Raw genomic sequence first — 22,948 nt, forward strand, 5'->3', positions numbered from 1 at the left:
TGTGGATCTCGGGGTGCTACGCGCGTAGCATCTCCCCCCTGCGACTACCGTCGCAGGCAGCCCCGAACCTCCTTTTCCCCCAGGAGAGTCGCCATCAACGCGTCCAGTCCTCCCGCAGCCGTCGAGCTCGCGGGCATCACCAAGCGCTTCCCCGGCGTCGTCGCCAACCACGACATCCACATCGCCGTGGCCAAGGGCACCGTCCACGCGATCGTCGGGGAGAACGGCGCCGGAAAGTCGACGCTGATGAAGACCCTCTACGGCATGCACAAGCCGGACGAGGGCACCATCGCGGTCGACGGCGAGACCGTGACCTTCGCCGGTCCGGCGGACGCCATCGCGCACGGCATCGGCATGGTGCACCAGCACTTCATGCTGGCCGACAACCTCACCGTGCTGGAGAACGTCGTCCTCGGCGCCGAGAAGCTGCACGGCATCGGCGGCGCGGCCCGGCGGAAGATCGCCGAGATCTCGGACGCGTACCACCTGAACGTCCGGCCCGACGTCCTCCTCGAGGACCTCGGCGTCGCCGACCGGCAGCGCGTGGAGATCCTCAAGGTCCTCTATCGCGGCGCCCGCACGCTGATCCTCGACGAGCCGACCGCGGTCCTCGTGCCGCAGGAGGTCGACGCGCTCTTCGACAACCTGCGGGAGCTGAAGTCCGAGGGCCTCACCGTCATCTTCATCTCGCACAAGCTCGGCGAGGTGCTGAGCGTCGCCGACGACATCACCGTCATCCGGCGCGGTACGACGGTCGACACGGTCAAGCCCGCCGACGTCACCCGCAAGCAGCTCGCCGAGCTGATGGTGGGCAGCGAGCTGCCGACCCCGGAGACCCGCGAGTCGACGGTGACGGACGTACCGATGCTGGAGGTCAAGGAGCTGACCCTGGCCGAGGACGGCGGCATCGCCGCGGTCGACACGGTCGGCAGCAGCGGCCAGGCGCCCACCGCGGATACGGACATCATCGAGGAGCACGTCGCTGCGGGCCGCCTCCTCCTGGACGGCATCACCTTCACCATCCGCAAGGGCGAGGTCCTCGGCATCGCCGGCGTGGAGGGCAACGGCCAGACCGAGCTGATCGACGCGATCATCGGCATGCGCAAGCCCGACTCCGGCGTCGTCGTCCTCGACGGTACGGACGTCTCCTCCTGGCCGGTCCGCAGGCGCCGCGTCGCCGGGCTCGGCTACATCCCCGAGGACCGGCACCGCCACGGCATGCTGCTCAACGCCCCGCTGTGGGAGAACCGGATCCTCGGCCACGTCACCGAGAAGCCCAACTCCCGGGGTGTCCTCCTCGACATCAAGGCCGCGCGCGCCGACACCGAGCGGATCGTCGCGGACTATGACGTCCGTACGCCCGGCATCGACGTCACGGCCGGCTCGCTCTCCGGCGGCAATCAGCAGAAGCTGATCATCGGCCGCGAGATGAGCCACGAGCCGAAGCTGCTCATCGCCGCCCACCCCACCCGCGGCGTGGACGTCGGCGCGCAGGCCGCGATCTGGGATCAGATCCGCGAGGCCCGGCGCGAGGGCATGGCGGTGCTGCTGATCTCGGCGGACCTGGATGAGCTGATCGGCCTGTCCGACACGTTGCGGGTGATCTACCGCGGCAGTCTGGTCGCTGATGCCGACCCGGCGACGGTGACGCCGGAGGAGCTGGGCTCGGCGATGACGGGCGCGGCCAGCGGACACCTGGAGCACACGGAGGCTACGCAGGATACGCAGGACCCGGAGGACGAGGCCCGATGAAGCGTTTTGACAAAGAGCGGCTGCTGCTCGCGGTAGCGGGCCCCGCCCTCGCCCTCCTCGTCGCGGTCCTGCTCAGCGCGATCGTGCTGCTCGCCTCGGGCAAGAGCCCGTTCGAGCCGTTCAAGCTGATGATCGACTACGCCCAGAACGTCGACATCCAGGTCCTGATCGTCAACCAGTGGGGCACGTACTACCTGGCGGCCCTCGCGGTGGCGATCGGCTTCCGGATGAACCTCTTCAACATCGGCGTCGACGGCCAGTACCGCCTCGCCGCGATGGTCTCCGCGCTCGTCGGCGCGAAGGTCACGCTGCCCGGGCCGCTGCACATCTTCGTCATCGTCGTCACGGCGATGCTCGTCGGCGCCTTCTGGGCGGGCATCGCGGGCATCCTGAAGACGACCCGCGGCGTGAGCGAGGTCGTCTCGACCATCATGCTCAACGCCATCGCCACCAGCCTGATCGCCTGGCTCACCCTCCCCGCCCAGTTCGGCGTGCAGCCCGAGGGCAGCAACAACCTGACGACCGGCGAGATCGCGGAGTCCGGCTGGTTCCCCGGGCTGAAGGTCAACGACCTGGCGGGCGACGTCTACGGCTTCACCTTCGTGGCCGCCGCGCTCGGCATCGTCTACTGGTTCGTCCTGGGCCGCACCCGCTTCGGCTTCGACCTCCGGGCGACCGGCGCCAGCGAGTCCGCCGCCGCCGCGAGCGGCGTCGACGCCAAGCGCATGGTGCTCACCTCGATGCTCATCTCGGGCGCGGTCGCGGGCCTGGCCGGCATGCCGATCCTGCTCGGCGAGACGCACACGTACAGCCAGTCTTTCCCGACCGGCATCGGCTTCACCGGCATCACCATCGCCCTGCTCGGCCGCAACAACCCCGTCGGCATCGCCTTCGCCGCGCTGCTGATCGCCTTCCTCGACAAGGCGTCCACGTCGCTGGACTACGAGGGCTATCCGAAGGAGATCGCCACGATCATGCAGGGCCTGATCGTGATCTCGGTGGTCGTCTCGTACGAGACCGTCCGCCGCTACGGCCTGCGCCGCCAGCAGAGCAGGGTGGGCGCGGAGCTCGCCGCCGCCGCCAAGAACAACCGTGAGGAGGTGTCGGTGTGAGCGCCACGACCGTAGCGACGAAGACCCCGCCGCAGCCCGGCCGCCCGACCCGCCGCAAGCTCTCGCTGCCGTGGATCATGCTGATCATCGCGGGTGCGCTCGCCCTCGCCTCCGCCGTACGCCTCATCACCGGTGCGCACGACATCACCTCCGTCGGCCAGGTCTCCGGCGCGCTGCGGCTCGCGGTGCCGATCGGCCTCGCCGGGCTCGGCGGGCTGTGGGCCGAGCGGGCCGGTGTGATCAACATCGGGCTCGAGGGCATGATGATCCTCGGCACCTGGTTCGGCGCCTGGGCCGGCTATCAGTGGGGGCCGTGGACCGGCGTGCTGATGGGCCTCATCGGCGGCGCGCTCGGCGGCCTGCTGCACGCGATCGTCACGGTGACCTTCGGCGTGAACCACATCGTCTCCGGTGTGGCGATCAACATCCTGGCGCTCGGCGCCACGAAGTACCTGTCGAAGTTCACCTTCGCCGAGGCCGGCGGCAGCGCGAAGCAGTCGCCGACGATCGATCCGATCAAATCGATCACGGTGCCGGGCTTGTCGGACTGGCTGAAGGACCTCAACGGGAAACACTGGTTCCTGATCTCCGATATCGCCGGCTTCCTCGGCGGCCTCGTCACCAACCTCTCGCTGCTCACCATCATCGCGATCCTGCTGGTCCCGCTGACCTGGTGGATCCTGTGGCGCACCGCGTTCGGCCTGCGGCTGCGCTCCTGCGGCGAGAGCCCGATCGCGGCCGAGTCGCTCGGCGTGAACGTCTACAAGTACAAGTACATCGCCGTGATCATCTCCGGCGCGCTGGCCGGGCTCGGCGGCGTCTTCCTCTCCGAGGTCGCCGCGAACATCTACCAGGAGGGCCAGACCGGCGGCCGCGGCTACATCGGCCTCGCCGCCATGATCTTCGGCAACTGGATGCCCGGCGGCATGGCCCTCGGCGCGCTCCTCTTCGGCTATACGGACAGCCTCAACGTCCGCTCCGGCGGCGAGAACGTGCACGCCCTGCTGCTCTTCCTCGTCGTGCTGCTGGCGGCCATGGTCGTGTGGCAGGCGATCCGCAGGAAGTACGTCCCGGCCGCGGTCGGCGCCGTCGTCGCCGCGCTGCTGCTGTGGTGGTATCTCGCGGTCGACGAGGTGCCGAGCCAGTTCGTGGCGATGGCCGCGCCGATCACGACGCTGCTCGTCCTGGCCCTGTCCTCGCAGCGATTGCGGATGCCGAAGGCCAACGGCCGCCCGTACCGCAAGGGGGAGGGCGGATGACGGAGCCGGGGACGCGGCCGGCGACGCCGGCCGAGACGCAGCCGGTCGACTGGACCGCGCTGCGGGAGGCGGCCAGGGCTGCCATGTCCCGGGCGTACGCCCCGTACTCGAAGTTCCCGGTCGGCGCGGCGGCGTTCGCCGAGGACGGCCGGATCGTCAGCGGCTGCAATGTGGAGAACGCCGCCTACGGCGTGGCGCTGTGCGCCGAGTGCGGGCTGATCTCGCAGCTGCAGATGACAGGGGGCGGCCGCCTCACCGCGTTCACCTGCTGCGACGCCGACGGCCGGGTGCTGATGCCGTGCGGCCGCTGTCGGCAGCTGCTGTGGGAGCACGGCGGCCCCGACCTGCTGGTCGACACGGCGCACGGCGTACGGCCGATGTCGGAGATCCTGCCGGACGCGTTCGGTCCCGAGGACCTGCAGCGCTGAGCCGTTCGCGCTGACGAAGCGCGTGGACGGCGTCACGAACCTGAAAGGGGTGTCCCCGTGGACACAATCTCGGTAATCCGCGCGAAGCGCGACCGCGCCCGCCTGACGGACGAGCAGATCGACTGGATCATCGACGCGTACACCCGCGGCGAGGTCGCCGACGAGCAGATGTCGGCGCTGGCGATGGCCATCTTCCTCAACGGCATGGAGCGCCCGGAGATCGCCCGCTGGACGGCGGCGATGATCGCGTCGGGCGAGCGGATGGACTTCTCGTCTCTGGACCGCCCCACCGCCGACAAGCACTCGACGGGCGGCGTCGGCGACAAGATCACGCTGCCGCTGGCCCCCCTGGTCGCGGCGTGCGGCGCCGCCGTCCCGCAGCTCTCCGGCCGCGGCCTCGGCCACACCGGCGGCACGCTGGACAAGCTGGAGTCCATCCCGGGCTGGCGGGCGCTGCTGTCGAATGACGAGATGCTGGCGGTGCTGCGGGACGTAGGCGCGGTGGTGTGCGCGGCGGGCGACGGCCTCGCTCCCGCGGACAAGAAGCTCTACGCGCTGCGGGACGTCACGGCCACCGTGGAGTCCATCCCGCTCATCGCCTCCTCGATCATGTCGAAGAAGATCGCCGAGGGTACGGACTCCCTCGTCCTCGACGTGAAGGTCGGCTCCGGCGCCTTCATGAAGTCCCTCGATGACGCCCGCGAGCTGGCGCAGACGATGGTCGGCCTGGGCACGGACCACGGCGTGCGCACGGTCGCCCTCCTCACCGACATGTCCACCCCCCTCGGCCTGACGGCCGGCAACGCCCTGGAAGTCCGCGAGTCGGTCGAGGTCCTGGCCGGCGGCGGTCCGTCGGACGTGGTCGAACTGACCCTCGCCCTGGCCCGCGAGATGCTCGACGCGGCCGGCCTCCACGACACCGACCCGGCAAAGGCCCTCGCCGACGGCTCGGCCATGGACGCCTGGCGCCGCATGATCGCGGCACAGTGCGGCGACCCGGACGCCGCACTGCCGGTGGCCCGCGAGACCCAGGTGCTGACGGCCCCGTCGTCCGGCATCCTGACCCGCCTCGACGCCTACGCCGTCGGCGTAGCGGCCTGGCGCCTCGGCGCGGGCCGGGCCCGCAAGGAAGACCCGGTCCAGGCGGCGGCGGGCATCGAACTGCACGCCAAGCCGGGGGAGTCGGTGACGGCGGGCCAGCCCCTGCTGACCCTGCACACGGACACCCCGGAGAAGTTCGAGTACGCGCTCCAGTCCCTGCCGGACGCATACGACATCGCGCCGGCCGGAACCGCGTACGAGCCGCGGCCGGTGGTCCTGGACCGTATTGGCTGAGGCGGGCGTGGGCGAGTAAGGCGAGTAAGGCGAGTAAACGGAAGCCCAACTGCCGCATACGAGCAGGTAGTTCGCGGACAAGGATCTCCGTGAAAGGGTTCAGATTTCTCCGCGGAGGGGTAGCTAACCGGCGCAGTCACACCTGACATGCCCATGCGCTATCCGGGTCCCGACCGGACCCGCCACGGAGGTTCTGAATGCGCCGCACCAGACTCATCGCCGGTTTATCGGTGGCGTCCGCAACCCTTCTTGCCGCCCTCGGCTCCGCCGGCCCAGCCGCCGCCGCCCCGTCCGACAAGCCACAGCTGCTGTCGAGCTGGACCCAGACCAGCGCGAGCAGCGCGAACGCGTTCCACGCCGCCCGCGCCGAGATGGGCAAGTACGCCGCGTACAACTTCGACTGGTCGACGGACAAATGCTCCTCATCGCCCGACAACCCGTTCGGGTTCCCGTTTGAGAAGAGCTGCATACGGCACGACTTCGGCTACCGCAACTACAAGGCCATGGGCGCCTTCCCCGCGAACAAGGACCGCCTCGACAGCGCCTTCTACGAGGACCTCAAGCGCGTCTGCAACGGCTACAGCGGAGCGACGGGGACCGCGTGCGACGGCCTCGCCTGGACGTACTACCAGGCCGTCAGGGTCGCGGGCCAGCAGGAGACCGTCCCGGTCGGCTGACCGGTAGACCACGGTTGTGAAGTCGCGGTCGTAGTGCGGCAGGGCCGGTCCCGGCCGCTCTGCGACCGCGCCGATCACTCGTCAGCCGGCTCCAGAGCGCACCGGCACGCCGCAAGCGGGATGATTCACGCATGGACGCCCCTCTTGTGCTGCCTTTCGCCGATATCGCCGATGACATGCTGCCGCTGGTCGGCGGCAAGGCGCTCAACCTCGGCATCCTGACCCGCGCCGGGCTCCCCGTCCCGCCCGGCGTGTGCGTGACGACGGAGGCGTACGGGAGGGTCGCCGCGGGCGCCGGGCTCGGGCCCGTACTCGCCGAACTGGCCGCCACCGCGCCCACAGACACCGCCGCCCTCGCCCGCCTCGCCCAGCGCGCCCGGGCACTGATCCTCCAGGCCGACGTGGCCGACGACATCGTGGCCGCCGTCGCCGACACCGCCGCCCAAGGCCCCGTGGCCGTACGCTCCTCCGCCACCGCCGAGGACCTGCCCGACGCCAGCTTCGCGGGGCAGCAGGACACCTACCTGAACGTCGTCGGCGAGGACGCGGTCGTCGACGCCGTCCGCCGCTGCTGGGCGTCGCTGTGGACCGACCGGGCCGTGGCCTATCGCGCCGCGAACGGCATCGACCACGCCGCCGTACGCCTCTGCGTCGTCGTGCAGCGGATGGTGCCGGCCGCCGTCGCCGGGGTCATGTTCACCGCGAATCCGGTGACCGGCCGCCGCCACGAGACCGTCATCGACGCCAGCCCGGGGCTGGGCGAATCCGTGGTCTCCGGCGCCGTCGACCCGGACCGCTTCGTCGTCGACACCGCCACCGGCCGCATCACCGAACGCCGCCCCGGCCACCGCACCACCCTCATCCGCGGCCTCCCCGAGGGCGGTACGGAACAGATCGACGCCGAGGCCGCCGAAGACACCCTCACCGACGCCCAGCTCGCCGACCTCACCCGCCTCGGCGCCCGCACCGAGCGGCTCTACGACGGCGCCCCGCAGGACACCGAGTGGGCGATCGACAAGGACGGCAAGCTCTGGCTGCTCCAGGCCCGCCCCGTCACCACCCTCTACCCGGCCCCGGAGAGCGACCAGCCCGGCCTGCGCGTCTACCTCTCCGTCAATGTCGCCCAGGGCGTCTACCGCCCGTTCACTCCCATGGGCGTGGACGCCTTCCAGCTCCTCACCCGCAGCAGCCGCACCAACCCCGGCGGCCGCAGCCCGACCGCGGGCTCGTCGCTCGGCATCGTCGAGGCGGGCGGCCGGATCTACGCCGACATCACCGACGCGCTCCGCAGCCGCCTCGGCCGGGAGATGCTGCCGCGCGCGCTCGACGTCGCCGAAGCCCGCTCCGCCACCGTGATCAGACACCTGCTCACCGACCCCCGCCTCTCCGTACGCCACCGCCGCGGCACCCTCCTCAAGACGCTGCGCGCCCTCCCCAAGTCCGTCGCCGGCGGCTACAAGCTGCCGCTGCAGATCGCCGGGGCGCTCATCGACCCGGGCACGGCGCTCCGCCGCGCCGACCGCCTCCCCGCGACCCTGGACGCCCTGCTGCGGCTGCCCGCCGACGCCTCGCCGGCCACCCGCCTCGACCACGTGGAGCGGCTGCTCGGCAGCAAGCTCTTCCCCCTCGTGTACGCGATCGTGCCCGACTTCGCCGCCGGGTACCTGATGTTCGGGCTGGCGCGGCTCCTGGTCACGGATCCCACCGACCGCGCCGAGCTGCAGAACGTCCTGCGCAGCCTCCCGCACAACGTCACCACCGAAATGGACCTGGCCCTGTGGCAGGCCGCCACCCGCATCAAGGCGGACCCGGTGGCGGCCCGCACCCTCCGCGACACCCCGGCGGCGGAGTTGGCCGCGCTGACCGCCCTCCCCGCCACCGTCCAGCGCGAACTCGACGCCTTCATGGCCGACTACGGCCACCGCGCCGTCGCCGAGATCGACCTCGGCATGCCCCGCTGGTCCGATGACCCCACCCACATCCTCGGCGTCCTCGCCAACTACCTGCGCCTCGACGACCCGGACCTCGCCCCCGACGTGCTGTTCGCCAAGGGCGCGGAGGAGGCCGAGCGGACCATCGAGGAGGTGACGGAACGGGCGGACCCCAGGCTCGCCCCAGTGCTGCGTTTCGCACTCGACCGGACCCGGCAGCTGGCCGGGCTGCGCGAGCTGCCGAAGTCCACGATGATCCGCGCCTTCGCGGGCCTGCGCACCCACCTGAAGGCGGTGGGGGAGCACCTGGTGGAGCAGGGGGTGCTGGAGCGCCCGGAGGACATCTTTTACGTATCGCTGGAGCAGGCTCGCGCCGGCCTCCGCGGCACCGACCTGCGCCCGCTGGTGACCCGCCACCGCGAGGCGTACGACCGCGAATTGCGCCGCAAGCACATCCCGCGGGTGCTGCTCTCCGACGGCACGGACGCGGAGGCGCTGGGCGCGGCGTCGGCGGCCCGCGAGGTCACCGCCGAGGCCGGCGGGCTGGCCGGCACGCCCGCTTCCGCCGGTACGGTCACCGGCACCGCCCGCGTCGTCCACGAACCGGTCGGCGTCCACCTCAACCCGGGCGAGATCCTGGTCTGCCCGTCCACCGACCCGGGCTGGACCCCGCTGTTCCTCACCGCGGGCGGCCTGGTGATGGAGATGGGCGGCGCGATCTCGCACGGCGCGGTGGTGGCCCGCGAGTACGGCATCCCGGCGGTGGTGGGCGTGGCCCGCGCGACGGAGCTGATCAAGGACGGCGCCACGATCACGGTCGACGGCGCGGCGGGCACGGTGACGCCGAGCGCTACCCCGCCAGCAGCTGCCCCTTCCGCCCCAGCAGAAACCGCTTGAAGGCGGCCACGGGCGGCGGGTCGGAGTGCCCGGCCACCCACGCCACCCCGATCTCCCGCACCGCCCGCGGCGCGGAGATCGTCAGCTCGACGACCCCCGGCCTGGCCACCGCGGGCGGCGGCAGCAGAGCAACCCCCAACCCCGCCGCCACCAGCCCCCGCAGCGTCTCGGCTTCCTCCCCCTCAAAGGCGATCTTCGGCGTGAACCCGGCCTGCGCACACAGATCATCCGTGATCCGCCGCATCCCATACCCCGGCTCCAGCGTCACGAAGACCTCCTCCGCCGCCTCCGCCAGCCGCACCCGCTTACGCGCCGCCAGCCGGTGATCGTCCGGCACGACGAGCCGCAGCCGCTGCTCCGCCAGCCGCCGCGCCCGCAGATCGGGCGCATCGGGCACCGGCGACGCCAGACAAAGATCCAGCTCCCCCTCCCGCAGCCGCTCGATCAGCCACTCCCCGTACCCCTGCACCAGCGTGAACCGCACCCGCGGATGCTCGATCCGAAACCCCCGGATCAACTCCGGCACGGTCTCCGGCCCGAGCGTGTGCAGAAACCCGAAGGCGACCTTCCCGTACGCGGGATCGGCATCGGCCCGTACGGACTCGGCCGCCCGCCCCACCTCGCCCAAGGCGCCTTCCACGGACGCCAGAAAGTCCCGCCCGGCAGGGGTGAGCGACACCGTCCGCCCGTGCCGGGCGAAGAGCGCCACCCCCAGGTCCTCCTCCAGCCGCACGATGGCCCGGCTCAGACTCGACTGCGGCACGCCCAGCTCCGCGGCGGCCCGCGTCACATGCTCATGCCGCGCCACGGCCGCGAACTGCGCGAGCCGCGGCGCCAGCAGGGCCGCCCAGTCCTCGCGCTCCTCGCGCTCGTCCGTAACGAAAGTGACTTTACTATTGCGGCCCCGTGACAGAGACGCCTGTGACCTCGCTTGATGCACCACAGCATCGATTATCGCAATTCCATGCATTGGACGCATCAACCCCGGCCTCGTACGGTCGAGGACATGCCAGCCAGCAAGCTGTCCCCAGGCGGTCCCGGCTACCGCCGCATGACCCTCGCCCTCTTCTCCTCCGGCGTCGCCACCTTCGCCCTCCTCTTCTCCACCCAGGCGCTGCTCCCCGCCATCTCCGCGGACCTGGGCGTCGCCCCGGGCTCGGCCAGCTGGACGGTCTCCGGTACGACGCTGGCGCTGGCGCTCGCCGTACTCCCGCTGAGCGCGGTCTCCGAACGCATCGGCCGCCGCCGGCTGATGACGGCGGCGCTCGCCGTAGCGGTCGCCCTGGCCGTGGTCATGCCGCTGGCCCCGAACCACACCACCCTCATCGCGCTCCGCGTCCTGCAGGGCATCGCCATCGCCGGCATCCCGGCCTCCGCCATCGCCTACATCGGCGAGGAGGTCCGCCGCGAGTCCGTCATCACCGCGATCGGCCTCTTCGTCGCCGGCAACAGCATCGGCGGCATGACCGGCCGCATCCTGACCGGCTGGGTGACCCAGGCGGCCGGCTGGCGCGTGGCTCTGGCCGCGGTCGCGGCGCTCTCGCTGCTCTGCGCGGTGGCCTTCCGCCTGCTCCTCCCCGCCGCCCGCAACTTCACCCCGTCCCCCCTCCGCCCCCGCGCCCTGGCGGCGACGGTACGCACCCACCTCGCCGACGGCCTGATGCTGCGCCTGTACGCCATCGGCATGCTCTTCATGGTCGTCTTCGGCGCCGTCTACACGGTGATCGGCTACCGCCTGGACGAGGCCCCCTTCAACCTCTCCCAGGGCCTGATCGGCTCGGTCTTCGTCATCTACCTGGTAGGCACGGCCTCGTCCTCGGCGGCCGGCCACCTGGCGGGCCGCTTCGGCCGCCGCGGCACGATCTACCTGGGCGCGCTGACGGCGGTCGTCGGCCTCCTCCTGTCCCTCGCCGACTCCCTCCTGGCCGTCCTCCTCGGCCTGGTCCTGATCACCGCAGGCTTCTTCGCGGGCCACGCAGTCGCCTCCGGCTCGGTGAGCCGCACCGCGACCACGGGCCGCGCGCAGGCGTCGGCCCTCTACCAGGTCGCGTACTACGCGGGCTCCAGCGCGGGTGCGACGGTCGGCGCGCTCGCGTTCCACGCGGCGGGCTGGGGCGGCGTGGTGACGCTGGGCCTGGCGGCGCTGGCGGGAGTGGGCGCGATCACGCTGTACGGGACGAGCCGGGCGCGGGCGAAGGTGCGGGCACCGATTCAAGCCCGTCCGGCGTTTGAGGACGAGCGCCGCAGGCGCGATATCCGCGCGCAGCGCGGAACAGATGCCCGGGCCTCAGTGTCGTAACGCTGCCCCAAAGCCGGAGGCCAACGGCATCCGCAGTCCCAACGGCGGCGGAGCCACCAGCGCGTCGGCCACGGGCCGCGAAAACCCGCGCCCGTACAGCGCCCCGATCACAAAGTCCACGGCCAGCGCCGCCACCTCGGCCCGATGCTGGTGCATCCCATGCCGATCCGAGTGCACCTCGAAGCGGCACACCTCCGGATTCACCTTCTTCACCTGCTCCGCGAGCCGGTACGACAGCTCCGGATCCGTCCGCTCATCATTCGTGCCGTGCGCGATCAACACCTGCCGCCCGACCAACTGCCGCACAGGCTCCGCAGCCCCCGGCTGCTCCGGCAGCCAAGGCGCCAACGCCACCACCGCATGAACGGCCTCATGCCCCGCCGCCCGCAGCGCCGCCCGCCCACCCATGTCGGTACCGATGAGACACACCGGCACATCCCCGTACCGCCGCACCACCTCATCAAGCGCCCACCCCGCGTCGGACGCGAGATCCGCCGCCGACCCGTTCCACCCGCTGCACCGGTAGTGCACGACATGCACCGCGAGCCCGTCCTCGCGACCGGCCCGCGCCAGCCGCCGCCCCAGCGGCCGCATGGCCGCCGCCGCCAGCGGCGAGGGCCGCCCGCTGCCCTCGACCTTCCCCGCGGGCAACATCAACACCGCCGCCTGAACGGACCCTTCCGTCCGCCCCCGCCCAAGCCTGGCCTCACGCGACACGCTCGCCTGCGTCATGAACAACACCCTGTCAGAAAGCCGCTGTTCCGGGGAACAGCCCGGAAAGCTCCACACCCGCCATCTGAATGCCATACCCAGCCCACCCCCAGGTCACCTGACGCGCGGCACCTCTACGCGCGTAGCCATCCGCCCGCCCCGGCGCTATGGTGCGGAGATGACAAGCGAGACCCAGGGAGTGATTCCCACCCCGGACCAGATCCGCCGCGCGCCCAAGGTGCTGCTCCACGACCATCTCGACGGCGGCCTGCGCCCCGCCACCATCGTGGAGATCGCCGCTCAGACCGGCTACGAGAGCCTCCCGGAGACCGACCCGGAAAAGCTCGGCATGTGGTTCCGCGAAGCCGCCGACTCCGGCTCACTGGAGCGCTATCTCGAGACCTTCGCGCACACCTGCGCGGTCATGCAGACCCGCGACGCCCTCGTCCGCGTCGCCGCCGAGTGCGCCGAGGACCTGGCTGCCGACGGCGTCGTCTATGCCGAGGTCCGGTACGCCCCCGAGCAGCACCTCACCGCCGGGCTGAGCCTCGAAGAGGTCGTCGAGGCGGTCAACGAGGGCTTCCGCGAAGGCGAGCGCCGGGCGCAGCAGGCCGGCCGCCGGATCCGCGTCGGCGCCCTGCTCACCGCGATGCGGCACGCCGCCCGCGCCCTGGAGATCGCCGAACTCGCCAACCGCTACCGCGATCTGGGCGTCGTCGGCTTCGACATCGCCGGCGCCGAGGCCGGCTACCCGCCCACCCGGCACCTCGACGCCTTCGAGTACCTGAAGCGGGAGAACAACCACTTCACCATCCACGCCGGCGAGGCCTTCGGCCTGCCCTCCATCTGGCAGGCACTGCAGTGGTGCGGCGCCGACCGCCTCGGCCACGGCGTGCGCATCATCGACGACATCACGATCGCCGACGACGGCAGCGTGAAGCTCGGCCGCCTCGCCGCGTACGTCCGCGACAAGCGCATCCCGCTGGAGCTGTGCCCCAGCTCCAACCTCCAGACAGGGGCGGCCAGTTCGTACGCCGAGCACCCCATCGGCCTGCTCCGCCGGCTGCACTTCCGCGCCACCGTGAACACCGACAACCGGCTCATGAGCGACACGTCGATGAGCCGCGAGTTCGAGCACCTGGTGCGCACCTTCCGCTACTCGCTCGCGGACATGCAGTGGTTCACGGTCAATGCCATGAAATCGGCATTCATTCCTTTCGATGAACGCCTGGCGATGATCAACGAGGTCATCAAGCCCGGCTATGCCGAGCTGCGCTCCGAATGGCTTTTCCAGCAGACCGCGGTGACCAGCACTTCTTCACCCGGGAACGTTTGATCGGACAAAATGCGGATGCGGCCGTACGGGGCAATTTCCGTACGGCCGCAACCATGTCGGCAGGTGATTGCGTCCCGTTCCTGGCCCTGGCTAGCTTGAAGTGCCTTGAAGCGCCCTCAAACCATGATGACGAGGATGTATTCCATGAACTCCCGCAAGATTCTCGGCACCGCCGTCCTGGGTGCGGCCCTGGCCGCCTGCGCCGCCGGCTCCGCGTCCGCGGCGCCTGTGAGCCCGGTGGACTCGCTGCCCGTGGGCGGCGTCGCCGGCGCGCTCGACGACGTCAAGGTCGGCAACGTGCAGCCGTCCGCGGTCACCCGCGACGTCCCGGTCGGGGACAACCTCGGCTCCGTGGTCGGCGGCGCGGAGGGCCTCACCGGTGACAACGAGCTCACCGAGGTGCCGAACCAGGTGCTGGGCGGCGCCCTGTAAGGGCCCCGCACAACGGCGAGGGCCGCGCACCCACCAGGTGCGCGGCCCTCGCATTGTCAGCTGTCGGGTGTTACCAGGCGGACTGGTAGCTCTGCGCCTTGTCGTCCCGGGGCATCAGCACCCACGCTCCCAGATAGATCAGGAACTGCGGTCCCGGCAGCAGGCAGGAAACCAGGAAGATAATCCGCATCGCATTCGCGGAAATGCCGAAGCGCCGGGCCAGGCCCGCGCATACGCCGGCGATTACCCTGCCTTCGCGAGGGCGGGTCAGTGCGGCCATGGCTGCGACTCCTTAGGTCGTTATCCCGTCTCCTTGACGGTAATACCACCGTACGGCCGCAGGTCCCGCTGCTGCGTCGCCCCGGGGAGCGATCCGGACCCTGGGAATTCTCGGGGTTTCCCCTGAGAGCCGCCCGCGGTGCCGTGCGACCGCCGCAGCCACGCCCGTACCGCGGGCACCACGGCCGCATGCGCGATCGCGACGCCGGCCACATTCAGCAGCACCGCGTCCACATTCGCGACCTGCCCGGGAATCCCGGTCTTCAGCAGCTCGATGACCACCGACAGCATCAGCCCGGCCAGCGAGGTCCGCACCAGCGAGCCCACCGGCGAGGACAGCAGCCGGCCGCGGGCCAGCGGCAGCAGGAAGCCGAGCGGGGCGAGGAGCAGCAGCGAGCCGCCTATCGAGCGGAGCGCCTGCCAGCCGCCGGCCTCCAGCTCGATCCGGATGGTGGCGAGCGGCGTCAGGTTCGAGGCGTACACCCAGGGCACCGAGGCGGGCCGCAGTGCGACCCACCAGACGGCCGCCAGATGAACGCCGATGAGCACGGCCCCCGCCGCGCGAAAACTCCTGGCGGTCAGCTCCGCCGATGCATGCCGCTGCACGTTAGGTCACGACGCCGCCATCCGCCCGCGTGGTTCCCGTCGCGTACGTCACTCCCCGTAGCGCTCCCCGAAGCCCTCCCGCAGGTCAGCTGTCCCGCACCCGCGACGGGTCGGCGAGCACGTCGCCGCCGCACGCGTACGAGGTCAGCTCCGGCCGGTTCGGACCGCCGAGCCGCACGCTGCCGTCCTCGCCCGCGAAGGTGCACACCAGCTGCGCCAGCGCCGGGTCGCCGATGTCGTCCGGATCCCGGCTCAGCCGCACCGCGGCCACCGGGTCATCGGGCTGCGGATCGGCTACGGAGAGGGTGTCGGGGACGCTCGTGGTGTACCCGTCGTCCTCCTCCTGGTCGGTCGGCTTGCGCTGCAGCTCCGCCAGCAGCGCCTCCGCGGCCGCGTGCCGGGAGTCCCGGTCGCCGTTCTGCGCGCCGGGGACGCTGCGCCGTACGGTCGAGATCACCGGCCCGCAGACCAGGAAGACCTGCCGCAGCTCCTCGCCCTGCTCCCGCGGCGCCGCCGGGGTCTCGCGCTCCTCGGCCCCGCACTCGGCCCGCGCGGGCGCCTCGCCGGCGTCCACGGGCACGGAGGTGGGCCGGATCCCGCAGCCGGCCAGCAGCGGCAGCGCGAGCGCGGCGGTGGCGGCGAGCGTCATCAGGACCTGCTTTCGTACGATCCTCACCGCCCGTCACGCCCTTCCCGCTCCAGGGCCTCTTCCGCCGCGGAGGCGTCCCTGGGCAGCCGCAGCGTGAAGACCGCGCCGCCCTCGGGGAGGTTCTCCGCGGTGATGGTGCCGCCGTGGATACGGGCGTTCTCCACCGCGATGGACAGGCCGAGCCCGCTGCCCTCGCTTCTGGCCCGGGACGCGTCCGCCTTGTAGAAGCGGTCGAAGACGTGCGGCAGCACCTCCTCGGGGATGCCGGGGCCGTTGTCCTTGACCTCGATCACCAGATCCTCGCCCACCAGCCGCACCGCGACCCGCACGGGCGAGCCGCCGTGCTTGAGCGCGTTGCCGATGAGATTCGCCAGGATCACGTCGAGCCGCCGCGGATCGAGCCGCACATTCAGCCCGCGCTCCGCGTCCAGCTCCACGGCGTCCAGCCAGGCCCGGGCGTCGATGCAAGCGGTCACCTGGTCGGCGACGTCCACGTAATCCAGCACCAGCCTCGCCGTGCCCGCGTCGAAGCGGGTGACCTCCATCAGGTTCTCCACCAGGTCGTTCAGCCGCCGCGTCTCGCTGACCACCAGCTGCACGGCGGGCGCCACCATCGGGTCGAGGTTGTCCTGCTCCTCCTCGAGCACCTCGGTCACGGCGGTGATCGCGGTCATCGGCGTACGCAGCTCATGGGACATGTCGGCGACGAACCGCCGGCTCGCCTTCTCCCGCTCGCTCAGCTCGTCGACCTGCTTCTCCAGCCGGGCCGCGGTCTGGTTGAAGGTCCGCGCCAGGTCGGCCAGTTCGTCGGTGCCGGTCACCCGCAGCCGGGTGTTGAGCTTCCCCTCGCCGAGCCGCCGCGCCGCGTCGCCGAGCCGCTGCACGGGCCGCAGCACGGTCGAGGCGGCGGCCTGGGCGAGCAGCGCGGAGCCGATCAGCGACAGGGCCGTGGCGATGGACAGCGACCAGGCGAGGGAATTGAGGTCCTTGCGCTCCGCGTCCAGCGACTTGAGCATGTAGCCGGTCCAGTTGCCGCCGTCCACCCGGGCGCCGCCGATCAGATACGGGCGGTCGCCCATGGTGATCCGCTGCCAGTACAGGTGGTACGGCGCCGTGCCGTCCGTACGCCGGTCATTGACCGCCGTGCGCAGCGCGGCCGGCACGTCGGCGGCCTTGAACACGCCCTTGTCCGAGTAGGCCGTGCACCGCGGGGCGTCGCCGCGGTCGGCGCGGATCAGCACCTCGTAGTTCTGGCTGCTGGTGGCGAGCTTGCGGGCGGCGTCCTCGAGATCCCGGCAGTCCGCGGTCAGCGGCAGCGCGTCGGTGACGTCCTTGAGCGACTCCCGGAAGTCCCGCAGCGAGGCGTCCTGCGTCCGCTTCAGCACCGCGTCCCGGTTCAGCCAGTACGCGATCCCGGCCACCGACACCGCCGACACGAGCGCCACCAGCGCGAACACGATGACAAGCCGCAGCCGCAGGCTCACCCAGCGCAGAATCCCGGACGCCCACCCGCGCAGCCGCCCGGGGTCAGTACTCACTTGACTGTCCTTGCTGTGATCACGCAGACGGCGCATCCAGTCGATAGCCCACACCGCGCACCGTACGGATCAGGCTCGGCGACGACGGTACGTCCTCGACCTTCGCCCGCAGCCGCTGCACGCAGGCGTCGACGAGCCGCGAGTCGCCGAGATAGTCGTGCTCCCAGACCAGCCGCAGCAACTGCTGTCTGGACAGCGCCTGTCCGGGCCGTCTGCTGAGTTCGAGCAGCAACCGCAGTTCGGTCGGCGTCAGTTGCAGATCTTCGCCGTCCTTGGTGACGGTCATGGCAGAGCGGTCGATGACGAGGCTGCCGTACGTGGCGGAGTCGGAGCTCTCCCGTTCCCCGCGCCGCAGCACCGCGCGGATCCGGGCGTCCAGCACCCGGCCCTGCACGGGCTTGACCACATAGTCGTCGGCGCCGGACTCAAGGCCCACCACCACGTCGATGTCGTCGCTTCTCGCGGTCAGCAGGATGATCGGCAGCTGGTCGGTCCGCCGGATCCGCCGGCACACCTCGAAGCCGTCGATCCCGGGCAGCATCACGTCCAGCACGATCAGGTCGGGCCGCTGCTCCTTGAGCAGTTTCAGGCCGTCCTCACCCGTCGCCGCGGTCGTGACGCGGTGGCCCTGTCGCGACAGCGACAGCTCCAGCGCCGTACGGATGGCGTCGTCGTCCTCGATGAGCAGAAGTGAAGGCACGCGCGTCATTCTGGCCCAATCGGCGCCAGGGTTCGACCTCGGCTCCGCCAGACCTCCACCAGACCTCCTCCGAGAGGCCTGTTGCAAGCCTGTGACAGTCGGCAGACAGGCCGATGAAAGTCACCGGGCAGTCTTTTCCAGGTCAGCAGAAACCAGCTCCACCGACGGGGGAGGCGCCATGAACGCTACGCACGAAAGCACCATCAGCGCAGCAGTTCGTACGCGCCTGCACAATGCGGGCCGGGTCCGCGGCACCACGCACAACGGCGCCGTCCGCCGCCCGCCGTACATGGTGGCCATCGAGGGCACCGGCAAGACCCCGGGGGGTAACGGGGAAATCGGGGGACACGGGGGATCCGGGGGAGGAGACGCGGAGGCGTACAAGGAGGTTCCGGGGGAGCGGCGCCCGGCCAAGGACGCGAGCGCCGAAGCGGCGTTCACGGCCTATGTGGAAGAGCGTCGCGCCTCCTTGTACGCCACCGCGTATCACCTGACGGGTGACCGCTTCGAGGCCGAGGACCTGCTGCAGTCGGCACTGTTCTCGACCTACCGGGCATGGGACCGGATCAGCGACAAGGCCGCCGTAGGGGGATATCTCCGGCGGACCATGACGAACTTGCACATCTCGGCCTGGCGGCGGCGCAAGCTCGCCGAGTACCCGACCGAGGAGCTGCCGGAGACGGCCGGCGACACGGACGCGATGCGCGGCACCGAGCTGCGCGCCGTGCTGTGGCAGGCGCTGGCCAAGCTGCCGGAGCTGCAGCGCACGATGCTGGTGCTGCGCTACTACGAGGGTCGTACCGACCCGGAGATCGCCGACGTGCTGAACATCAGCGTCGGCACCGTGAAGAGCAGCATCTGGCGCTCCCTGCGCCGGCTGCGCGAAGACGAGGCGCTCAGCTTCGGCCGGGACCAGGAAGAGTCCTTCGGCGAGCTGGTCGCCTGACAGACCGGGGGTGGGGGAGCCCTCGGGGGGTAACACGGGGGATAAGGACGAGGCGGGGCCGGACAGCCGGGGGGTCTGACTGGCCCCGTTTCGTCATGCCTGGATCTTTTCCTTGGCCGCGGCGATACGGGCCAGCGCCTCCCGCTTGCTGCAAGCGTGCGCGCCCAGCGCCACCTGCCGGGCCGTGATGGCCGGCTCGGCCTGCATCAGCCGCCAGCCGCGCAGCAGCAGCACATGCGGCGCCTTGCGGCCCTCCCGCAGGTCGCGCAGCAGCCGGCGGCGGTACGTGCGCCCGGCGCCGATCTGCAGGCTGATCGCGTCGGCCAGCAGCCCGCGGTCGGCCACCTCTCGTACGATCTCGGCCGCGAAGATGCCCTCGGCGACGAAGAGCGGCGCGTCCTTGAGGTCGAAGATCTCGTGGCCGGTGATCGAGCTGGTGGAGATGTCGTAGAGCGGGGTGTCGGTGCGGCCGGTGGCGCAGAGCTCCTCGATGGCTTCGATGGCGGCCCCGGCGTTCCAGGAGGCCGGGTGGTCCCAGTCCGTGCCAATGCCGCCGCCCATGGCCGGCAGCGTCGGGTCGTCGCCCTCTTTGTAGAAGTCGTCGAGCCGCAGGATGGGCAGTCCCGCCTCGGCGGCGAGGCGGGACTTCCCGGAGCCGGAGGGGCCGGTGAGGAGGATGACGCGTGCTGGCATGCCCTCTAGTATGCGGAGCCGCCGACGCCCAGGGACCCCGTCGGGTGCCAGACCGTCTTGGTCTCCAGGAAGGCCGTCAGGCGCTTGGTGTCCGGGGTCTGCGACCAGTCGTGCGGCCCGGCCCGCAGCACCCGCTTGAGGTTGTCCGCGGCGGCTGTCTCCAGGTCCTTGGCGAGGGCCGGGTCGGCGCCGGTGAGGTCGATGGCGTTGACGTCCTGGTGCGCGGCCAGCGGCGGGGCGATCTCTGCCGTACGGCCGGAGAGGACGTTCACGACGCCGCCCGGGACGTCCGAGGTGGCCAGCACCTCGGCGAGAGACAGCGCGGGGAGCGGGGCGGACTCGCTGGTGGCGACGACGGCGGTGTTGCCCGTGACGATGACGGGGGCGACGACCGAGACCAGGCCCAGGAAGGACGACTCCTGGGGGGCCAGGACCGCGACCACGCCGGTCGGCTCGGGCGTGGAGAGGTTGAAGTACGGGCCCGCGACCGGGTTGCCGCCGCCCGCCACCTGCGCGATCTTGTCGGTCCAGCCCGCGTACCAGACCCACCGGTCCACGGCCGCGTCCACGACGGCCGCGGCGCGGGACTTGCCCAGGCCCTCGGCGTCGGCGACCTCCCGTACGAACTGGTCCTTGCGGCCCTCCAGCATCTCCGCGACCCGGTAGAGCACCTGCCCGCGGTTGTAGGCGGTGGCGCCCGACCAGCCGGCGAAGGCCTTGCGGGCGGCGACGACCGCGTCGCGGGCGTCCTTGCGGGACGACTGGGGGGCGTTGGCCAGCCACTCGCCCTTGCTGCTGGTCACCTCGTACACGCGCCCGCTCTCGGACCTCGGGAATTTGCCGCCGATGAAGAGTTTGTAGGTCTTGAGGACCCCAAGTCGTGCGTCAGACATCGAGGTACGCCTCCAGACCGTGGCGGCCGCCCTCGCGGCCGAAACCCGACTCCTTGTAGCCGCCGAAGGGCGACGTCGGGTCGAACTTGTTGAACGTATTCGCCCAGACGACCCCGGCCCGGAGGCTGCCCGCGACGGACAGGATCCGGGAGCCCTTCTCCGTCCAGATGCCGGCGGAGAGGCCGTACGGGGTGTTGTTGGCCTTCGCGACCGCCTCGGCGGGGGTGCGGAAGGTGAGGACGGAGAGGACCGGGCCGAAGACCTCCTCGCGGGCGATGCGGTGCGCCTGCGTGACGCCGGTGAAGAGCGTCGGGGCGAACCAGTAGCCGTCCGCGGGCAGTTCGCACGGCGCCGTCCAGCGCTCGGCGCCCTCGGCCTCGCCGGCCTCGGCGAGCTCGGTGATGCGGGCGAGCTGCTCGGCGGAGTTGATCGCGCCGATGTCGGTGTTCTTGTCGAGCGGGTCGCCGAGGCGCAGGGTCGACAGGCGGGCCTTGAGGGCATCCAGGACCTCGTCGGCGACCGACTCCTGGATGAGGAGGCGGGAGCCGGCGCAGCAGACCTGGCCCTGGTTGAAGAAGATGCCGTTGACGATGCCCTCGACCGCCTGGTCGATGGGGGCGTCGTCGAAGACGATGTTGGCGCCCTTGCCGCCCAGTTCGAGGGTGAGCTTCTTCTTGGAGCCGGCGACCGTACGGGCGATCTGCTTGCCGACGGCGGTGGAGCCGGTGAAGGCGACCTTGTCGACGTCCGGGTGCGCGACGAGGGCGGCGCCCGCGTCCCCGTACCCCGGGATGATGTTGACGACGCCCTTGGGGAGGCCCGCCTGGCGGCAGATGTCCGCGAAGAAGAGGGCGGAGAGGGGGGTGGTCTCGGCGGGCTTGAGGACGACCGTGTTGCCGGTCGCCAGCGCCGGGGCGATCTTCCAGGCCAGCATCAGCAGCGGGAAGTTCCAGGGGATGACCTGGCCCGCGACGCCCAGCGGCCGGGGATTCGGGCCGAAGCCCGCGTGGTCGAGCTTGTCGGCCCAGCCCGCGTAATAGAAGAAGTGGGCGGCGATCAGCGGGAGATCCGCGTCCCGGGTCTCCTTGATCGGCTTGCCGTTGTCGAGGGTCTCCAGGACGGCCAGCTCGCGGGAGCGCTCCTGGATGATCCGGGCGATGCGGAAGAGGTACTTGGCGCGCTCGGCGCCGGGGAGGGCCGACCAGGGGCCGAAGGCGCGGCGGGCGGCCTGCACGGCCCGGTCCACGTCGGCCTCGCCCGCCTGGGCGATCTCGGAGAGGACCTCCTCGGTCGCCGGGGAGACGGTCTTGAAGACCTTGCCCTCGGCGGCGTCGGTGAACTCGCCGTCGATGAAGAGGCCGTACGCCGGCGCGATGTCGACGACCGACCGGGACTCGGGGGCGGGGGCGTACTCGAAGGGATTGGCAGTCATATCTCGCTCAGTCCACCGTCACGTAGTCGGGACCGGAATAGCGCCCTGTGGCCAGCTTCTGGCGCTGCATCAGCAGGTCGTTGAGCAGGCTGGAGGCGCCGAAGCGGAACCAGTGGTTGTCCAGCCAGTCCGCGCCCGCGGTCTCGTTCACCAGCACCAGGAACTTGATCGCGTCCTTGGCGGTACGGATCCCGCCGGCCGGCTTCACGCCGACCTGTACCCCGGTCTGGTCGCGGAAGTCGCGGACCGCCTGGAGCATCAGCATCGTGTTCGCCGGGGTGGCGTTCACCGCGACCTTGCCCGTCGAGGTCTTGATGAAGTCGGCGCCCGCCAGCATGCCCAGCCAGGAGGCGCGGCGGATGTTGTCGTACGTCGAGAGCTCGCCGGTCTCGAAGATGACCTTCAGGCGGGCGGTGCCGGTGGCCTCCTTGACCGCCTTGATCTCCTCGAAGACCTGGAGGTACCTGCCGGAGAGGAAGGCGCCGCGGTCGATCACCATGTCGATCTCGTCGGCGCCCGCGGCGACGGCGTCCTTCGTGTCCGCCAGCTTGATCGGGAGGGCGGCACGCCCGGCCGGGAAGGCCGTGGCCACGGAGGCCACCTTGACGCCGCTGCCCTTGACGCCGGCGGCGGCGACGGCCGCCATGTCCGGATAGACGCAGACGGCGGCGACCTTCGGGGTCTCGCGGTCGGTCGGGTCCGGGTTGACCGCCTTCGCGGCCAGCGACCGGACCTTGCCCGGGGTGTCCGCACCCTCGAGCGTCGTCAGGTCGATCATCGAGATCGCGAGGTCAAGGGCGTACGCCTTGGCCGTCGTCTTGATGGAACGGGTGCCCAGGGACGCGGCACGGGCCTCCAGGCCCACCGGGTCGACGCCCGGCAGTCCGTGCAGGAAGCGGCGCAGCGCGCTGTCGGAAGCGGTCACCTCGGCGAAGGGGGCGGAGTCTGATGCGGCCGGGGACGCGGTACGAGACATGCTCACAAGACGAGCATATCTACACGCGTAGCGTCTTGGGGAGGGGGTGACCCCGAGGAAGCCGGAC

22 protein-coding genes are annotated in these 22,948 nt (G+C 71.1%); 11 read left to right on the top strand and 11 right to left on the bottom strand.

Annotation, left to right across the window (positions count from 1 at the left end; genetic code table 11):
* The first annotated feature begins 93 nt into the window (after positions 1-93).
* The 7 genes from ACNNMR_RS27585 (at position 94) to ACNNMR_RS27615 (ending at position 9,391) form a co-directional block, all read left to right on the top strand.
* The gene (locus tag ACNNMR_RS27585; RefSeq protein WP_420000490.1) at positions 94-1,752 is read left to right on the top strand and encodes an ABC transporter ATP-binding protein; all 1,659 of its coding nucleotides are present in this window, start codon (positions 94-96) and stop codon (positions 1,750-1,752) included.
* Entirely contained in the window at positions 1,749-2,864 is a 1,116-nt protein-coding gene (locus ACNNMR_RS27590) for an ABC transporter permease (RefSeq protein ID WP_419997373.1), read from the top strand. The genes ACNNMR_RS27585 and ACNNMR_RS27590 overlap by 4 nt, the downstream gene beginning before the upstream one ends.
* Complete coding sequence (locus tag ACNNMR_RS27595; protein ID WP_419997374.1) at positions 2,861-4,123, top strand: ABC transporter permease; 1,263 nt, start codon at positions 2,861-2,863, stop codon at positions 4,121-4,123. Before ACNNMR_RS27590 ends, ACNNMR_RS27595 begins: the two co-directional genes overlap by 4 nt.
* Positions 4,120-4,551 (top strand): cytidine deaminase, encoded by a 432-nt coding sequence (locus tag ACNNMR_RS27600; protein WP_419997375.1) that lies wholly within the window; start codon positions 4,120-4,122, stop codon positions 4,549-4,551. Before ACNNMR_RS27595 ends, ACNNMR_RS27600 begins: the two co-directional genes overlap by 4 nt.
* Before the next feature lie 57 nt (positions 4,552-4,608).
* Complete coding sequence (locus tag ACNNMR_RS27605; RefSeq protein WP_419997376.1) at positions 4,609-5,886, top strand: thymidine phosphorylase; 1,278 nt, start codon at positions 4,609-4,611, stop codon at positions 5,884-5,886.
* A 197-nt stretch (positions 5,887-6,083) separates the two neighbouring features.
* The gene (locus tag ACNNMR_RS27610) at positions 6,084-6,563 is read left to right on the top strand and encodes a phospholipase (protein ID WP_419997377.1); all 480 of its coding nucleotides are present in this window, start codon (positions 6,084-6,086) and stop codon (positions 6,561-6,563) included.
* A gap of 131 nt (positions 6,564-6,694) precedes the next feature.
* Entirely contained in the window at positions 6,695-9,391 is a 2,697-nt protein-coding gene (locus ACNNMR_RS27615) for a PEP/pyruvate-binding domain-containing protein (protein ID WP_419997378.1), read from the top strand.
* Here the strand turns inward: ACNNMR_RS27615 and ACNNMR_RS27620 are convergent.
* Entirely contained in the window at positions 9,345-10,334 is a 990-nt protein-coding gene (locus ACNNMR_RS27620; protein WP_419997379.1) for a LysR family transcriptional regulator, read from the bottom strand. The two genes, ACNNMR_RS27615 and ACNNMR_RS27620, sit on opposite strands and share 47 nt — an antisense overlap.
* Before the next feature lie 63 nt (positions 10,335-10,397).
* Here ACNNMR_RS27620 and ACNNMR_RS27625 point away from each other — a divergent pair, with 63 nt between their 5' ends.
* Positions 10,398-11,690 carry an MFS transporter gene (locus ACNNMR_RS27625; RefSeq protein WP_419997380.1) on the top strand — a complete coding sequence of 431 codons (1,293 nt, stop codon included), beginning with the start codon at positions 10,398-10,400 and terminating at the stop codon, positions 11,688-11,690.
* Here the strand turns inward: ACNNMR_RS27625 and ACNNMR_RS27630 are convergent.
* Positions 11,679-12,422: an alpha/beta hydrolase gene (locus ACNNMR_RS27630; RefSeq protein ID WP_419997381.1), complete on the bottom strand. Its 744-nt coding sequence runs from the start codon at positions 12,420-12,422 to the stop codon at positions 11,679-11,681. The genes ACNNMR_RS27625 and ACNNMR_RS27630 overlap by 12 nt on opposite strands.
* A gap of 157 nt (positions 12,423-12,579) precedes the next feature.
* Here ACNNMR_RS27630 and ACNNMR_RS27635 point away from each other — a divergent pair, with 157 nt between their 5' ends.
* Positions 12,580-13,737 (top strand): adenosine deaminase, encoded by a 1,158-nt coding sequence (locus tag ACNNMR_RS27635; RefSeq protein WP_419997382.1) that lies wholly within the window; start codon positions 12,580-12,582, stop codon positions 13,735-13,737.
* A gap of 144 nt (positions 13,738-13,881) precedes the next feature.
* Complete coding sequence (locus ACNNMR_RS27640; RefSeq protein ID WP_419997383.1) at positions 13,882-14,169, top strand: hypothetical protein; 288 nt, start codon at positions 13,882-13,884, stop codon at positions 14,167-14,169.
* Between the two features lie 70 nt (positions 14,170-14,239).
* Here ACNNMR_RS27640 and ACNNMR_RS27645 read toward each other — a convergent pair whose 3' ends face one another.
* From ACNNMR_RS27645 to afsQ1, 5 genes are all read right to left on the bottom strand, one after another.
* Positions 14,240-14,449: a PspC domain-containing protein gene (locus ACNNMR_RS27645; RefSeq protein ID WP_419997384.1), complete on the bottom strand. Its 210-nt coding sequence runs from the start codon at positions 14,447-14,449 to the stop codon at positions 14,240-14,242.
* A gap of 20 nt (positions 14,450-14,469) precedes the next feature.
* Positions 14,470-15,054, bottom strand: coding sequence for a VanZ family protein (locus ACNNMR_RS27650; protein WP_419997385.1), 585 nt, complete (start codon positions 15,052-15,054; stop codon positions 14,470-14,472).
* An 85-nt stretch (positions 15,055-15,139) separates the two neighbouring features.
* Positions 15,140-15,730: a GerMN domain-containing protein gene (locus ACNNMR_RS27655; protein WP_419997386.1), complete on the bottom strand. Its 591-nt coding sequence runs from the start codon at positions 15,728-15,730 to the stop codon at positions 15,140-15,142.
* Positions 15,727-17,277 (bottom strand): ATP-binding protein, encoded by a 1,551-nt coding sequence (locus ACNNMR_RS27660; RefSeq protein ID WP_419997387.1) that lies wholly within the window; start codon positions 17,275-17,277, stop codon positions 15,727-15,729. Before ACNNMR_RS27660 ends, ACNNMR_RS27655 begins: the two co-directional genes overlap by 4 nt.
* Complete coding sequence (gene afsQ1, locus ACNNMR_RS27665) at positions 17,261-17,941, bottom strand: two-component system response regulator AfsQ1 (RefSeq protein ID WP_419997388.1); 681 nt, start codon at positions 17,939-17,941, stop codon at positions 17,261-17,263. The genes ACNNMR_RS27660 and afsQ1 overlap by 17 nt, the downstream gene beginning before the upstream one ends.
* Before the next feature lie 178 nt (positions 17,942-18,119).
* Here afsQ1 and ACNNMR_RS27670 point away from each other — a divergent pair, with 178 nt between their 5' ends.
* Positions 18,120-18,887, top strand: coding sequence for a SigE family RNA polymerase sigma factor (locus ACNNMR_RS27670; protein ID WP_419997389.1), 768 nt, complete (start codon positions 18,120-18,122; stop codon positions 18,885-18,887).
* A gap of 93 nt (positions 18,888-18,980) precedes the next feature.
* Here the strand turns inward: ACNNMR_RS27670 and ACNNMR_RS27675 are convergent, their stop codons facing one another.
* The 4 genes from ACNNMR_RS27675 to deoC are packed head-to-tail and all read right to left on the bottom strand — an operon-like array spanning position 18,981 to position 22,881.
* Positions 18,981-19,580 carry a uridine kinase family protein gene (locus tag ACNNMR_RS27675; protein WP_419997390.1) on the bottom strand — a complete coding sequence of 200 codons (600 nt, stop codon included), beginning with the start codon at positions 19,578-19,580 and terminating at the stop codon, positions 18,981-18,983.
* Between the two features lie 5 nt (positions 19,581-19,585).
* Complete coding sequence (locus ACNNMR_RS27680; RefSeq protein ID WP_419997391.1) at positions 19,586-20,473, bottom strand: aldehyde dehydrogenase family protein; 888 nt, start codon at positions 20,471-20,473, stop codon at positions 19,586-19,588.
* Entirely contained in the window at positions 20,466-21,905 is a 1,440-nt protein-coding gene (locus ACNNMR_RS27685) for an aldehyde dehydrogenase family protein (protein ID WP_419997392.1), read from the bottom strand. Before ACNNMR_RS27685 ends, ACNNMR_RS27680 begins: the two co-directional genes overlap by 8 nt.
* Before the next feature lie 7 nt (positions 21,906-21,912).
* Entirely contained in the window at positions 21,913-22,881 is a 969-nt protein-coding gene (deoC, locus tag ACNNMR_RS27690; protein ID WP_420000491.1) for a deoxyribose-phosphate aldolase, read from the bottom strand.
* Positions 22,882-22,948 lie beyond the last annotated feature (67 nt).

It is taken from the genome of Streptomyces boninensis (assembly GCF_048572725.1).
GTDB classification, from domain to species: Bacteria; Actinomycetota; Actinomycetes; order Streptomycetales; family Streptomycetaceae; genus Streptomyces; species Streptomyces boninensis.

Coding starts and splice junctions, on each gene's coding strand:
- ACNNMR_RS27590 (WP_419997373.1), top strand. CDS start 1,749: ATGAAGCGTTTTGACAAAGAGCGGCTGCTGCTCGCGGTAGCGGGCCCC.
- ACNNMR_RS27600 (WP_419997375.1), top strand. CDS start 4,120: ATGACGGAGCCGGGGACGCGGCCGGCGACGCCGGCCGAGACGCAGCCG.
- ACNNMR_RS27610 (WP_419997377.1), top strand. CDS start 6,084: ATGCGCCGCACCAGACTCATCGCCGGTTTATCGGTGGCGTCCGCAACC.
- ACNNMR_RS27615 (WP_419997378.1), top strand. CDS start 6,695: ATGGACGCCCCTCTTGTGCTGCCTTTCGCCGATATCGCCGATGACATG.
- ACNNMR_RS27625 (WP_419997380.1), top strand. CDS start 10,398: ATGCCAGCCAGCAAGCTGTCCCCAGGCGGTCCCGGCTACCGCCGCATG.
- ACNNMR_RS27630 (WP_419997381.1), bottom strand. CDS start 12,422: ATGACGCAGGCGAGCGTGTCGCGTGAGGCCAGGCTTGGGCGGGGGCGG.
- ACNNMR_RS27635 (WP_419997382.1), top strand. CDS start 12,580: ATGACAAGCGAGACCCAGGGAGTGATTCCCACCCCGGACCAGATCCGC.
- ACNNMR_RS27640 (WP_419997383.1), top strand. CDS start 13,882: ATGAACTCCCGCAAGATTCTCGGCACCGCCGTCCTGGGTGCGGCCCTG.
- ACNNMR_RS27645 (WP_419997384.1), bottom strand. CDS start 14,449: ATGGCCGCACTGACCCGCCCTCGCGAAGGCAGGGTAATCGCCGGCGTA.
- ACNNMR_RS27660 (WP_419997387.1), bottom strand. CDS start 17,277: ATGCGCCGTCTGCGTGATCACAGCAAGGACAGTCAAGTGAGTACTGAC.
- ACNNMR_RS27670 (WP_419997389.1), top strand. CDS start 18,120: ATGAACGCTACGCACGAAAGCACCATCAGCGCAGCAGTTCGTACGCGC.
- ACNNMR_RS27675 (WP_419997390.1), bottom strand. CDS start 19,580: ATGCCAGCACGCGTCATCCTCCTCACCGGCCCCTCCGGCTCCGGGAAG.
- ACNNMR_RS27680 (WP_419997391.1), bottom strand. CDS start 20,473: ATGTCTGACGCACGACTTGGGGTCCTCAAGACCTACAAACTCTTCATC.
- ACNNMR_RS27685 (WP_419997392.1), bottom strand. CDS start 21,905: ATGACTGCCAATCCCTTCGAGTACGCCCCCGCCCCCGAGTCCCGGTCG.
- deoC (WP_420000491.1), bottom strand. CDS start 22,881: ATGTCTCGTACCGCGTCCCCGGCCGCATCAGACTCCGCCCCCTTCGCC.